10 protein-coding genes are annotated in these 12,245 nt (G+C 63.7%); 8 read left to right on the top strand and 2 right to left on the bottom strand.

The features are described from left to right. Positions 1–20 precede the first annotated feature (20 nt). From C8D04_RS02680 to C8D04_RS02645, 8 genes are all read left to right on the top strand, one after another. The gene (locus tag C8D04_RS02680) at positions 21–1,298 is read left to right on the top strand and encodes a heme biosynthesis HemY N-terminal domain-containing protein (protein WP_116003485.1); all 1,278 of its coding nucleotides are present in this window, start codon (positions 21–23) and stop codon (positions 1,296–1,298) included. Positions 1,299–1,608: 310 nt separating this feature from the next. Then, positions 1,609–2,316 (top strand): MgtC/SapB family protein, encoded by a 708-nt coding sequence (locus C8D04_RS02675; protein ID WP_116003484.1) that lies wholly within the window; start codon positions 1,609–1,611, stop codon positions 2,314–2,316. A gap of 128 nt (positions 2,317–2,444) precedes the next feature. After that, on the top strand, positions 2,445–3,014 hold the full coding sequence (locus C8D04_RS02670; protein ID WP_116003483.1) for a cytochrome b: 570 nt from the start codon (positions 2,445–2,447) through the stop codon (positions 3,012–3,014). A 22-nt stretch (positions 3,015–3,036) separates the two neighbouring features. Beyond that, positions 3,037–3,618, top strand: a complete 582-nt coding sequence (locus C8D04_RS02665) for a YceI family protein (RefSeq protein ID WP_116003482.1) — start codon at positions 3,037–3,039, stop codon at positions 3,616–3,618. 61 nt (positions 3,619–3,679) lie between these two features. After that, positions 3,680–4,255: a YceI family protein gene (locus C8D04_RS02660; RefSeq protein ID WP_116003481.1), complete on the top strand. Its 576-nt coding sequence runs from the start codon at positions 3,680–3,682 to the stop codon at positions 4,253–4,255. A 467-nt stretch (positions 4,256–4,722) separates the two neighbouring features. Beyond that, positions 4,723–7,629 (top strand): valine--tRNA ligase, encoded by a 2,907-nt coding sequence (locus C8D04_RS02655; RefSeq protein ID WP_116003480.1) that lies wholly within the window; start codon positions 4,723–4,725, stop codon positions 7,627–7,629. Between the two features lie 109 nt (positions 7,630–7,738). Beyond that, positions 7,739–8,623, top strand: coding sequence for a UTP--glucose-1-phosphate uridylyltransferase GalU (galU, locus tag C8D04_RS02650; protein ID WP_116003479.1), 885 nt, complete (start codon positions 7,739–7,741; stop codon positions 8,621–8,623). 251 nt (positions 8,624–8,874) lie between these two features. Then, positions 8,875–9,432, top strand: a complete 558-nt coding sequence (locus C8D04_RS02645) for a dihydrofolate reductase family protein (protein WP_116003478.1) — start codon at positions 8,875–8,877, stop codon at positions 9,430–9,432. 675 nt (positions 9,433–10,107) lie between these two features. Here C8D04_RS02645 and rng read toward each other — a convergent pair. After that, complete coding sequence (gene rng / locus C8D04_RS02635; RefSeq protein WP_116005972.1) at positions 10,108–11,595, bottom strand: ribonuclease G; 1,488 nt, start codon at positions 11,593–11,595, stop codon at positions 10,108–10,110. A 32-nt stretch (positions 11,596–11,627) separates the two neighbouring features. Further along, on the bottom strand, positions 11,628–12,242 hold the full coding sequence (locus C8D04_RS02630) for a Maf family protein (RefSeq protein WP_116003476.1): 615 nt from the start codon (positions 12,240–12,242) through the stop codon (positions 11,628–11,630). Between the last annotated feature and the right edge of the window lie 3 nt (positions 12,243–12,245).

Below are 12,245 nucleotides of genomic sequence, written 5' to 3'. Positions count from 1 at the left end.
AGACGCGCCAGGAAAACCCCATGCGCGCAGCTCTCTGGCTCCTGGCCCTGTTTGGCGTAGCGGTCGCGGCGGCACTGTTTGCCGGCAACAACCAGGGCACGGTCACGCTGTTCTGGCCACCGTACCGCGTCGATCTTTCCCTGAACATGGTGGTGCTCTCACTCACCCTGGGCTTTGTCACGCTGTATGCCGCTCTGCGCGGCCTCGCTGCGCTGCTGGAGCTGCCCCGCCAGGCGCAGCGCTGGCGCCAGCAGCAAAAAGAACGCGCCATGCACGGCGCCCTGCTGGACGCCCTGGCACAACTGCTGGCCGGGCGTTTTCTGCGTTCACGCAAGGCGGCGCTGACCGCGCTGGAACAGGAAGGAGCCCTGGGGCACGCCGGCGCCACAGTGCCCCACGGCCACCAGTTGCGTACCCTGGCACACATGGTGGCCGCCGAGACATCGCATGCGCTGCAAGACCGCACCCAGCGCGAACACCATCTGAACCAGGCCCTGGGCCATGCCACCGAACGCCGCACCGCGCAGGCGCAGGAACTGCACGAAGGCGCGCACATGCGCGCAGCACGCTGGTCACTGGACGACCGCGAGGCCGAAGCGGCGCTGGAACGCCTGGCCAACCTGCCGCACGGCGCTGCACGGCGCACACTGGCCTTGCGCATCAAGCTCAAGGCGGCACGCCTCTCAGGCCAGACACAGAACGCACTGGACACCGCCCGCCTGCTGGGCAAACACCGTGCGTTCTCAGCTTCTGCGGCACAAAGCATTGTGCGCGGCCTGGCCACCGAACTCATCCACGGCGCCCACGACCCAGCGCAGCTACAGGCCACCTGGCTGTCGTTCGAAGCCAGCGAGCGCGCCATGCCGGAGCTGGCCATCCACGCCGCCCAGCAATTGGCCCGGCTGGGGGGTAGCGCAGAACAAGTCCGCCAGTGGCTGCTGCCGGTATGGCAGCACATGGTGGACCTGCCGGGCTCCTTGGCCGAAAACAATGCACTCAAACTCATCCTGGCCCTGGAATCCGGCCTGGACGATGTGGACGCCGCCTGGCTGGCACGCATCGAAGCCGCGCAGCAAGCCAACCCGCGCGATCACCGACTGCAATACCTGGCGGGTATGGCCTGCGCGCAACGCCAGCTTTGGGGCAAGGCGCAGCAACTGCTGACCCAGGCGGCCCCGCAACTGCACGATGCCGTTCTGCGCCGCAATGCCTGGCGCAAGCTGGCCACACTCGCCGAGCAACGCGGCGACGCCCAAGCTGCAGCACAGGCCTGGAAGAAGGCCGCCCTGGCCGACTGAACAGCGATGGTGCGGTGGCCTGCTTTCCCCTCAGGCCCGCAATCACTACACTGGCACACCGGCCCAGCTTGGGCGAAGGCGATCGCCAACCACGGCCCCAGGATGGCGCGTTCGCACCCTGCCGTATCAGATCCGGTGTGAGTGCAGGTGCTAAGCAATGGGTATCTGGAATAAGAGCGGATAACACAACTCAGCAACGCGGTTCTGGCCAGGCGCTGTGTCGCAGGCAATACGGGTAGCCCGACCAGACGCGGCAACGACGCCAGAAAAGTTTTGTGAGCCGCTCTCAAAAGAACAACGGAGAAACAGCATGAATTTCACTCTGGCCAGCGACGACATCCAGATCATCATCCACCTCGTCAGCGCACTCACGGCCGGCGCCATCATCGGGCTGGAGCGCAGTTTCCATGGTCGCCCGGCCGGGTTTCGCACCCATGCCCTGGTGTGCCTGGCATCGAGCCTGCTGATGATGGTCACCATGTACCAGTCGCGCTGGATACCGGCGGGTATTGCAATCGAAACCATACGCACCGACCCCACCCGCATGGCCCAGGGCATCATGACCGGCATCGGTTTTCTCGGCGCCGGGGTCATCTTCAAGGAAGGGCTGTCCGTGCGCGGCCTGACGACCGCCGCGTCCATCTGGATCACTGCGGCCATTGGCGTCTTGATGGGTATCGGCTTTTACATGCCGGCCATTCTGGCCACCGCGCTGACGCTGGCCACCCTGTCCATCTTCCGCTGGATCGAAGCCCGCATGCCGGCCCATTTCTATGCCCACCATTTCGTGCGCTTTGCCCGCGAGGAGGTCATGCCGGAACCGCTGTTCAAGACCTTCCTGGCGGAGCATGGTTTCACTGTGGCCAATATGAGCCAGCGCCTCACCGACGACGGCCTGTTCTACGAATACCGCATGGTGATACGCACCCACAAGCCAGAAAACCTGTCAAAAATTGCAGTCACCCTGCGCCAGATGCCCAGCGTCCGGGCCTTTGGCATCTCCCCCACGGGAGATTGAACTGGCAGCGCCATTCGATTCAAAATATTCGAATAATGGCGTCAATCGTGTTGAAACCGAACGGGGCCTGGACTTCCTACACTGGGGGCAAGCACAGCAGCAAAACTTCCTCCCCTCGCTAGACCCCCATGCAACGCTCTCCCTCCGCTCCAGACACCGGCCGCTACAACGCCACGGCCATTGCCCTGCACTGGCTGCTGGGCCTGGTGCTGGTGGGTTTGTTTGGTCTGGGCACCTACATGAGCGACCTGCCCTTTTCCCCCCAGCGCCTGAAGCTCTACAACTGGCACAAATGGGCGGGTGTGGCAGTGCTGGCCCTGTCGCTTGTACGCATTCTGTGGCGTCTCACCCACCGGCCACCGGCGCTGCCTGCGGCGGTGGAGCAAGCCATGCCCGGCTGGCAGAAGTGGGCGCACCACGGCACACATCTGGCGCTGTATGCATTGTTCATCGCCGTACCGCTGGCAGGTTGGGCCTATAGCTCAGCGGCGGGTTTTCCGATCGTGTTTCTGGGCATCGTCCCGCTGCCCGATTTTGTTCCAGTGAGCAAGCCACTGGCCGATTTCCTCCAAGCCACCCACGCCACGCTGGCCTTTATGCTGGCAGGGCTGGTGCTGGTGCACGTGGCAGCGGCCCTCAAGCACCACTGGATTGATAACGACGGCCTGCTGCAGCGCATGCTGCCCGGCCGCCGCTGACCTCCGACACCCCCACAACCCAATGAACCTCAAGAAGCTTCGCTCCATCCCCAACCTGGCCTTCGCCAGCGCCCTCCTGTGGGCCAGCGTGCCCGCCCAGGCCCAACAACAGTTGGTACCCGCTCAAAGCAGCATTGAATTCAGCGCACGCCAGATGGGCGTCCCCCTGCAGGGCCATTTCAAAAAATTCGATGCACAACTGGCCTTTGATCCTGCCAAGCTGGCTTCGAGCCGCATCCGCTTTACGGTGGACACCGGCAGCGCCACCATGGGCGCGCGTGAAACCGATGCCGAACTACCCAAACCGGTCTGGTTCAACGTAGCCCAGTTTCCGCAGGCTGTTTTCGAGTCTTCCAGCATCAAGGCGCTGGGTGGCGGCAAGTTCGATGTCTCAGGCAAGCTCAGCATCAAGGGCACCTCGGCCGATGTGACGGTACCTGTGGTGCTGACCCAATCGGGCGCCACCACCACGGCCACTGGGAGCCTGCCCCTCAAGCGCCTGGTTTTCAAAATTGGTGATGGCGAATGGGCCGACACCTCGATGGTGGCCGACGAAGTTCAGGTGAAGTTCAAGCTGGCCCTCACTGGCGTGGGCAAGCTCTAACACATCTGCCGCCCACCCATTTTTCTCCCACGTTCTTCCCACCCTCTACAGGAGCTCTCCCATGCGCACTTCCTTCATCGCCCTGGCCGCAGCCGCAGCCCTTGTCACCGGCGTGGCCCAGGCTGAATCGGCCAGCTACACCATCGACCCGACGCACACCTTCGTCACCTTCGAGATCAACCACTTTGGCGCCTCCGTCAACCGCGGCCGCTTCGACAAGAAGGAAGGCACGGTGCAATTCGACCGCGCGGGCAAGGCGGGCAAAGTGGAGATCAGCTTTGACGCCACGTCCATCAACTCCGGCACCCCGGCGTTCGACAAGCACCTGCAAAGCGCCGATCTGTTCAACGCAGCGCAGCACCCCAAAATCACCTTTGTGTCCGACAAGTTCAGCTTCAACGGCGACAAGGTCAGCGAAGTGAGCGGCCAGCTCACGCTGCTGGGCAAAACCGGCCCTGTGACGCTCAAGGCCAACCAGTTCAACTGCTACCAGAGCCCCATGCTCAAGCGCGAAGTCTGCGGCGGCGACTTCGAGGCCACCATCGACCGCACGCAGTGGGGCATGAACTACGGCGTGGACTGGGGCTTTGCCAAGAACGTGCGCCTGGTGGTGCAGGTCGAGGCCGTCAAACAATAAACCTGTCCCCAGGTCGCCAACCCGCCACCCGTGCATTGCGGCTGGCGGGTTTTTTACACCCACAATTTACTCATCTATTGATAGCTGCAGACGCTTGACAGGAAAGCTTCAGAGGCCATTTTGTATCATTTTTTTATCACGCACCGATGCTCGGCTGGCTCCGCAGCGGAACGCACGGGACAGCGCTCTTTCGTCAAGAAAATCCTGGTACCTTGAACCAACCCTCGAACGCAATGCGCTCGTCGGCCCACTCCCGGCAGGGGTCACCTGCGCTCCTGCCGCACGGCCAGGCCATCGGTCTCTTACCCCAGTCATACCCGCCAGCCATCGGCCAGGGCGCGCAGGGGCTTGTGCAGCCTGGTGATCGCATAAAATGGTCGGTTCCCGACCTCTTATCCAGCCACGCCCGGTGGCCCAGCGGCATCCCCAGGGGTGCCGCTGTTATTTCAAGAAGACCCAGCGTACCCATGAACGATCCTGTCCAGCAACCCGGTCTGCAATCCCTGTCCAAATCCTTCGAACCCGCTGCGCTGGAAGCCCAGTGGGGCCCCGAATGGGAAGCCCGCGGCTATGGCAATGCAGGTTTCCGGGGCACCGGCATGCCCCAGGCGGGCGAGCCCGCGTTCTGCATCCAATTGCCGCCCCCCAACGTGACCGGCACGCTGCACATGGGCCATGCGTTCAACCAGACCATCATGGACAGCCTCACGCGCTACCACCGCATGCGCGGCTTCAACACGGCCTGGGTGCCCGGCACCGACCATGCGGGCATTGCCACGCAGATCGTGGTGGAACGCCAGTTGCAGGAGCGTGGCATCAGCCGCCACGACATGGGCCCCACCCCGCCCGAGGCGCGCAAGAACTTCGTCGCCAAAGTCTGGGAGTGGAAGGAACAGAGCGGCAACACCATCACCACCCAAATGCGCCGCATGGGCGACAGCGTGGACTGGAGCCGCGAATACTTCACCATGGACGAAAAGCTCTCCAAGGTGGTGACCGAGACCTTCGTGCGCCTGTACCAGCAGGGCCTGATCTACCGGGGCAAGCGCCTGGTGAACTGGGACCCCAAGCTGCAGTCCGCCGTGTCCGACCTGGAAGTGGAGAACGAAGAAAAAGACGGCTCGCTGTGGCACATCGCCTACCCGCTGGTTGACCCCGACGGAAGCCTGACGGCTTCGGGCTCGACCCAGCTCGTGGTGGCCACCACGCGCCCCGAGACCATGCTGGGCGACGTGGCCGTGATGGTGCACCCCGAGGATGAGCGCTACAAGCACCTCATCGGCCAGATGGTCAACCTGCCGCTGTGCGACCGCCAGATTCCGGTGATTGCCGACGACTACGTGGACCGCGAATTCGGCACCGGCGTGGTCAAGGTCACGCCCGCGCACGACCAGAACGACTACGCCGTGGGCCAGCGCCACAAGTTGCCCATGATCTGCGTGCTGACACTGCAGGCCACGGTGAATGACAACGCCCCGGCCAAATACCAGGGCATGGACCGCTTCGTGGCCCGCAAGGCCGTGGTGGCCGACCTCGAAGCCCAGGGCCTGCTGGTCGAGACCAAGAAGCACAAGCTCATGGTGCCCATCTGCACCCGCACCGGCCAGGTGGTCGAACCCATGCTGACCGACCAGTGGTTTGTCGCCATGAGCAAGGTCAGCGACCAGGACCCTACGGGCAAGAGCATCGCGCAAAAGGCGATCGACGCCGTGGCCAGCGGCGAGGTGACCTTTGTTCCCGAGAACTGGGTCAACACCTACAACCAGTGGATGAACAACATCCAGGACTGGTGCATCAGCCGCCAACTGTGGTGGGGCCACCAGATTCCAGCGTGGTACGACGAAGACGGCAAGGTGTATGTCGCCAAATGCGAAGCCGATGCCCAGGCCCAGGCGCCGGGAAAAACCCTGCGCCGCGACGAGGACGTGCTCGACACCTGGTACTCGTCCGCCCTCGTGCCCTTCAGCACCATGGGCTGGCCTGAACAAGGCGATGCGCCCACCGACGACTACAACCTGTATTTGCCCAGCAGCGTGCTGGTGACGGGCTACGACATCATCTTCTTCTGGGTCGCCCGGATGATCATGATGACCACGCACTTCACGGGCCGCGTGCCGTTCAAGCATGTCTACATCCACGGCCTGGTGCGCGATGCGCAAGGCAAGAAGATGAGCAAGTCCGAGGGCAACGTGCTCGACCCGGTGGATCTGATCGACGGTATTGCGCTCGAACCCCTGCTCGCCAAGCGCACCACCGGCCTGCGCAAGCCCGAAACCGCGCCCACCGTGCGCAAGAACACACAAAAGGAATTCCCCGAGGGCATACCGGCCTATGGCGCCGATGCGCTGCGCTTCACCTTCGCCGCGCTCGCGTCGCTAGGCCGCAGCATCAACTTCGACAGCAGGCGCTGCGAGGGCTACCGCAACTTCTGCAACAAGCTCTGGAACGCCAGCCGCTTCGTGCTGATGAACTGCGAAGGGTTTGACTGCGGCCTGGCCGAGCCCGGCAGCGCGGTCTGCAACGCAGATTTTCTGGCCTTCAGCCAGGCCGACCGCTGGATCGTCTCGCGCCTGCAGCGCGTCGAGGCCGAGGTGGCCAAGGGCTTTGCCGACTACCGCCTCGACAACGTGGCCAACACCCTCTACGACTTCGTCTGGAACGAGTTCTGCGACTGGTACCTGGAAATCGCCAAGGTACAGATCCAGACCGGCTCTGCCGCGCAACAGCGCGCCACCCGCCGCACGCTGATCCGCACGCTCGAGACCATCCTGCGCCTGGCGCACCCCATCATCCCCTTCGTGACCGAAGCGCTGTGGCAGACCGTGGCCCCCGTGGCCGGGCGCGCAGGCCCCTCGGTCAGCGTGGCCGCCTATCCCGAAGCCCAGCCCGAACGCATCGACGTGGCGGCCGAAGCGCACATGGTGCGCCTCAAATCGCTGGTGGACGCCTGCCGCACGCTGCGCGGCGAGATGAACGTCTCGCCCGCCACCCGCCTGCCCTTGTTCGTGGTGGGCGACCAGGACTTCATGCGCGGCGCGGCCCCCGTGCTGCAGGCGCTGGCCAAACTCAGCGAAGTCAAGGTGTTTGACGACGAGACCGCCTGGCAAGCGGCAGCGCAGGCTGCCCCTGTGGCCGTGGTGGGCGAGGCCCGCCTGTGCCTGCACATGGAAATCGACGTGGCCGCCGAGAAGGCCCGTCTGTCCAAGGAAATCACGCGCATCGAAGGTGAAATGACCAAAGCCAACAACAAGCTCTCCAACGAGGCTTTCGTCGCCAAGGCCCCCGCCGCCGTGCTCGACCAGGAAAAGAAGCGCCTGACCGACTTCGGCGCCCTGCTCTCCCGGCTGCAGGAGCAGTTGGTCCGGCTGGGTTGATATCAAAAAGAGAGCTGTCAGCGCTCTCTGGATAAAGATTTAAGATCAAAAACCATTTCAATTCCTTTATCTAAAAGCGCGAGCAGCTCATTTTTCAGGAGCACCTACTATGCACCAATCTTTCGTCCGCAAGGCCGTTTTCCCCGTGGCAGGCCTCGGAACCCGCTTCCTGCCTGCCACCAAGGCATCCCCCAAAGAGATGCTGCCCGTGGTGGACAAACCCCTGATCCAGTACGCCGTCGAGGAAGCCTACGCAGCCGGCATCCGGCACATGATTTTTGTCACGGGTCGCAGCAAGCGCGCCATTGAAGACCATTTCGACACCGCCTACGAGCTGGAAAACGAGCTGGAAACGTCAGGCAAGCACGATCTGTTGGCACTGGTGCGCTCGGTGCAACCCGACGACATGGACTGCGCCTTTGTGCGCCAGCCGCGCTCGCTGGGCCTGGGCCACGCGGTGCTGTGCGCCGAACCATTGGTCGGGAAAGAGCCCTTTGCCGTACTGCTGGCCGACGACCTGATGATGGGCCCCCAGGACGGCGAACCCGTGTTGGCGCAAATGGTGCAGGCCTTCCGGCAGCAAGGCCGGTCGCTGCTGGCCGTGCAGGAAGTGCCCGCAGACCAAGTGAACCGCTATGGCATCGTGGCGGGCGAACCGGCGGGCGGGCAGTTGATCCGCATCGACCGCATCGTGGAAAAACCCGCGCCGCGGAACGCACCGTCGCGCATGGGCGTGGCCGGCCGCTACATCCTCACGCCTGCAATTTTTGATGAAATCCGCAACCAGCCGACGGGTGCGGGTGGCGAGATCCAGCTCACCGACGCCATCGCCCGCCTGATGGAGCATGAGGCTGTCTACGCCTTTCAATACCAGGGCAAGCGCTACGACTGCGGGAGCAAGGAAGGCTTCCTGGAAGCCACGGTGGAGCTGGCGCTGCAGCACCCGCAGGTGGGGGAGTCGTTCCGGGAATACCTGAAGGGTCTGGCACTGTAAGTTGCTCTGCAACCAGTCGCGCCATGTGCACCCCGGATAGGCTGGTGATATGCGACACGATTCGTCGCACACCGGCGCCATGCACGTCCGGGAGGGATTCGTACAGGCAGGCAATGTCTTTCTGATTGCCACCGACGGCCTGCACGACACAGTAACCGTAGGCGGCACAGGGAGAGTACCTCGCGAATTGGGCTCGTGCACTTGGAGCCAGACGGCGAGCGGCTCGTCCCGTATATCGAACGGAGAACACCATGGGACACTTGACCTTCAGTATCAACGTCACCCTGGACGGCTGCGTCGACCACCAGGAAGGAATCGCCGACGACGAGACACACGCCTTCTTCACCCGCCTCATGGACGAGAGCGGGGCGATGCTGTGGGGGCGCGTCACCTACGAGATGATGGAGAGCTACTGGCCAGCGGTCGCCCGCGGCGACACGCAGGCACCGCCGGCGATGCGCGAGTGGGCGCTCAAGCTGGAGGCCAAGCCGAAGTACGTGGTGTCCAGAGCGCGAAAGGACTTCCCGTGGACCAACAGCCACCACATCACAGAAGACCTGCGCACGGGCGTACAGAAGCTCAAGGACGCAACCCCAGACGGCGTACTCCTCGGTAGCAGCAAGCTCGCGACCGCATTGGACCGGCTGGACCTGATCGACGAGTACAAATTGCTCGTCCACCCCAGAATCGCCGGTCACGGCCCAACCCTGTATCAAAGCGGGCTGCCCAGCACGCGACGGCTCGAGCTGGTCTCGGCGAAACCGCTGCGCAACGGCGCGGTCGCCATGCACTACCGGCGCGCACGCTGATGCAGAGATGGGTCATGTCGCTTCATTCCTTTTCCAAGTCATTCGTGTCTAGGCGCGAAGCCGCAGGCCGTGCTGTAGCACGGCAAGGCGAAGCAACAACGACACGGGTGATTTAAAAATGGCATAACAACAATGCGCTGCGCTCGAGCGGACCTCGCGTTGCCCGACTCTCCGATGAGCGCAGGTGTTCGAGCCCATGAGACACGTTCAAAAATCCGTAGCGACAACAGCACGGCTCCTGGTCTCTGGCCTGCCGTCGCATATGCTTCGAACGGCGTACTCATCTTGGTTGTCGGCATTCCGCTCCTGCCCGCTGCGTGCGCGTTCTGGGCGCTCATGCTGGTTTTTCGGTCACGCAAACCCGCCCAAAATGGCGTCCGCTGTTCTGTTTGCTCCGACGCTTGCCCACAGTCTGTACGTCTCGCTCGACGCCGTTGAATTGCCCAAGCACATCGGCTCAGAGAATCCCATGGTTGGGCTCGCCTTCTTTGGTCTGCTCATCCTGTCATGCGTGCTCTTCTACCTTGTCGTTAGTAGCCGGTCGGCCCGTGGGTAGTGGCTGCAGGTCGGCACTCACCGTTCAATCCGAGGCCACTTCCCCCGGCGATCCAATCCACTCTGGCCTCCACACCCGCCTGTGACTGCGGCCGGGCAGAACACTCACCCGACAAAACCTCACAGCAGCACGATGTCGTACTGCTCCTGCCCGAGCGCGGCTTCCGATTGCAATGAGATCGGCTTGCCAATAAAGTCCGACAGACCCGCCAGATGGGTGCTTTCCTCGTCCAGCAGCAGCTCCACCACCTGCGGTGCGGCCACCACGCGGAACTCGCGGGGGTTGAACTGGCGGGCTTCGCGCAGGATTTCGCGCAGGATGTCGTAGGCCACGCTGCGCGACGTACGTATGGCACCCCGGCCCTGGCAGGCGGCGCAGGGCTCGCACAGCATGTGCGCCAGCGATTCGCGGGTGCGCTTGCGCGTCATTTCCACCAAGCCCAGTTGCGAGAAGCCCCCCGACATGGTTTTGACGCGGTCGCGCGCGAGTTGTTTGCGAAACTCGGTCAGCACGGCGTCCTGGTGGCCGCTTTGCGCCATGTCGATGAAGTCCACGATGATGATGCCACCCAGGTTGCGCAGGCGCAGCTGGCGGGCAATGGCGCCCGCTGCTTCCAGGTTGGTCTTGAAGATGGTGTCGTCAAAATTGCGCGCGCCGACGTAGCCGCCGGTGTTCACATCCACCGTGGTCAGCGCCTCGGTCTGGTCGATGATGAGGTAGCCGCCCGATTTGAGATCAACCCGCCGCCCCAGTGCCCGGGCGATTTCTTCGTCAATGGAATACAGGTCGAAAATGGGGCGCTCGCCACGATAGTGCTGCAGCTTGCCCGCAGCGGCCGGCATGAACTCCTGGCCAAAGGCGCGCAGCCGGTGGAATTGCTCGGCCGAGTCGATGCGAATGCCCTGGGTGTGCTCACCCACCAGGTCGCGCAGCACGCGCTGCAGCAGGTCCAGGTCTTGGTGCAAGAGGGAAGTGGGCGGCAGGCGCAGCGAGGCCTCTTTGGTGCGCGCCCAGGTCTTGCGCAGGTAGGCAATGTCTTCGGCCAGCTCGGCGTCGGTCGAATCCTCGCCATTGGTGCGCAGGATGAAGCCCCCTCCGCCGCCCGTGGACTTATCGCCCACCAGGGCCTGCAGGCGGGCGCGCAGGGCATCGCGCTCAGCCACCGGGATTTTTTGCGAGATGCCGATATGGTCGTCCTGCGGCAAAAACACCAGCAGGCGCCCGGCAACGCTGATTTGCGTGGACAGACGTGCGCCCTTGGTGCCCAGGGGGTCCTTGATGACTTGCACCATCAGCGACTGGCCCTCGAACACCTGCTTCTCGATCGGCACCTGCGGCTCACCCTTGCGCGCGAACATGGGGGCTTCGCCGCCCTCCTGGCGCTGCCACACGTCGGCCACATGCAGAAAGGCCGCGCGCTCCAGACCAATATCGATGAAGGCCGACTGCATGCCCGGCAGCACGCGCGAGACCTTGCCCAGGTAGACATTGCCCACCAGGCCGCGCTCCAGCGTGCGTTCAATGTGCATCTCCTGCACTGCGCCATGCTCGACCACTGCCACGCGGGTTTCCTGGGGCGACCAGTTGATCAGAATGTCTTGTTGCATGGTGGGCATGGGGGTGTCACAACTTGTGGATCTCAGAAGGCAAAACCTGCGGTGCGCAGCAACTGCGCCGTCTCGTACAGCGGCAGGCCCATGATGCCCGAATAGCTGCCACTCAGGTGCGCAATCAGCGCCGCTGCACGGCCCTGGATGCCATAAGAACCGGCTTTGCCCAAGGGTTCGCCCGAATCCACATAGGCCGCAATGCGCGCAGGGGAAAGCTCGGCGAACGTGACCTGCGAGACCGACAGCGCCGCCCAGCGCTGTGCCCCGGCTTGCAAGGCCACGGCAGTCAGCACGCGGTGCGTGTGGCCCGATAGTTCGGCCAGCATACGCCGGGCATCGGCCGCGTCCACCGGCTTGCCATACAGGGTGGTGCCCATGGTGACCGTGGTGTCGGCGCACAGGATGGGCGCATCCGGCAGCCCCCGGCGCGCCCGGCGCTGCACGGCTGCGCCCAGCTTGAGGGCGGTCACGCGCTGCACATAGTCGTCAGGCGCCTCGTCGGGCAGGGCAAGCTCGATGGCTTCGGTATCTTCAGCCACGTCGCCCTCCACATTGGGCAGCAGCAGGGTGTGGCGCACGCCCAGTTGGTCGAGCAACTGGCTGCGCCGGGGGCTTTGCGAGGCGAGGTAGATGAATGCAGACATGCG

Origin of the sequence: Simplicispira sp. 125, from assembly GCF_003096555.1 — a bacterium.
Taxonomy (GTDB): Bacteria; Pseudomonadota; Gammaproteobacteria; order Burkholderiales; family Burkholderiaceae_C; genus Simplicispira.
The sequence above is the reverse complement of the archived record's forward strand: the minus strand, read 5'-3'. Positions and strand labels throughout refer to the sequence as shown.

What these genes read in the sequence shown, in the direction of transcription:
- C8D04_RS02680 (WP_116003485.1), top strand. Translation starts at nt 21, where the DNA reads ATGCGCGCAGCTCTCTGGCTCCTGGCCCTGTTTGGCGTAGCGGTCGCG.
- C8D04_RS02675 (WP_116003484.1), top strand. Translation starts at nt 1,609, where the DNA reads ATGAATTTCACTCTGGCCAGCGACGACATCCAGATCATCATCCACCTC.
- C8D04_RS02670 (WP_116003483.1), top strand. Translation starts at nt 2,445, where the DNA reads ATGCAACGCTCTCCCTCCGCTCCAGACACCGGCCGCTACAACGCCACG.
- C8D04_RS02665 (WP_116003482.1), top strand. Translation starts at nt 3,037, where the DNA reads ATGAACCTCAAGAAGCTTCGCTCCATCCCCAACCTGGCCTTCGCCAGC.
- C8D04_RS02660 (WP_116003481.1), top strand. Translation starts at nt 3,680, where the DNA reads ATGCGCACTTCCTTCATCGCCCTGGCCGCAGCCGCAGCCCTTGTCACC.
- C8D04_RS02655 (WP_116003480.1), top strand. Translation starts at nt 4,723, where the DNA reads ATGAACGATCCTGTCCAGCAACCCGGTCTGCAATCCCTGTCCAAATCC.
- galU (WP_116003479.1), top strand. Translation starts at nt 7,739, where the DNA reads ATGCACCAATCTTTCGTCCGCAAGGCCGTTTTCCCCGTGGCAGGCCTC.
- C8D04_RS02645 (WP_116003478.1), top strand. Translation starts at nt 8,875, where the DNA reads ATGGGACACTTGACCTTCAGTATCAACGTCACCCTGGACGGCTGCGTC.
- rng (WP_116005972.1), bottom strand. Translation starts at nt 11,595, where the DNA reads ATGCAACAAGACATTCTGATCAACTGGTCGCCCCAGGAAACCCGCGTG.
- C8D04_RS02630 (WP_116003476.1), bottom strand. Translation starts at nt 12,242, where the DNA reads ATGTCTGCATTCATCTACCTCGCCTCGCAAAGCCCCCGGCGCAGCCAG.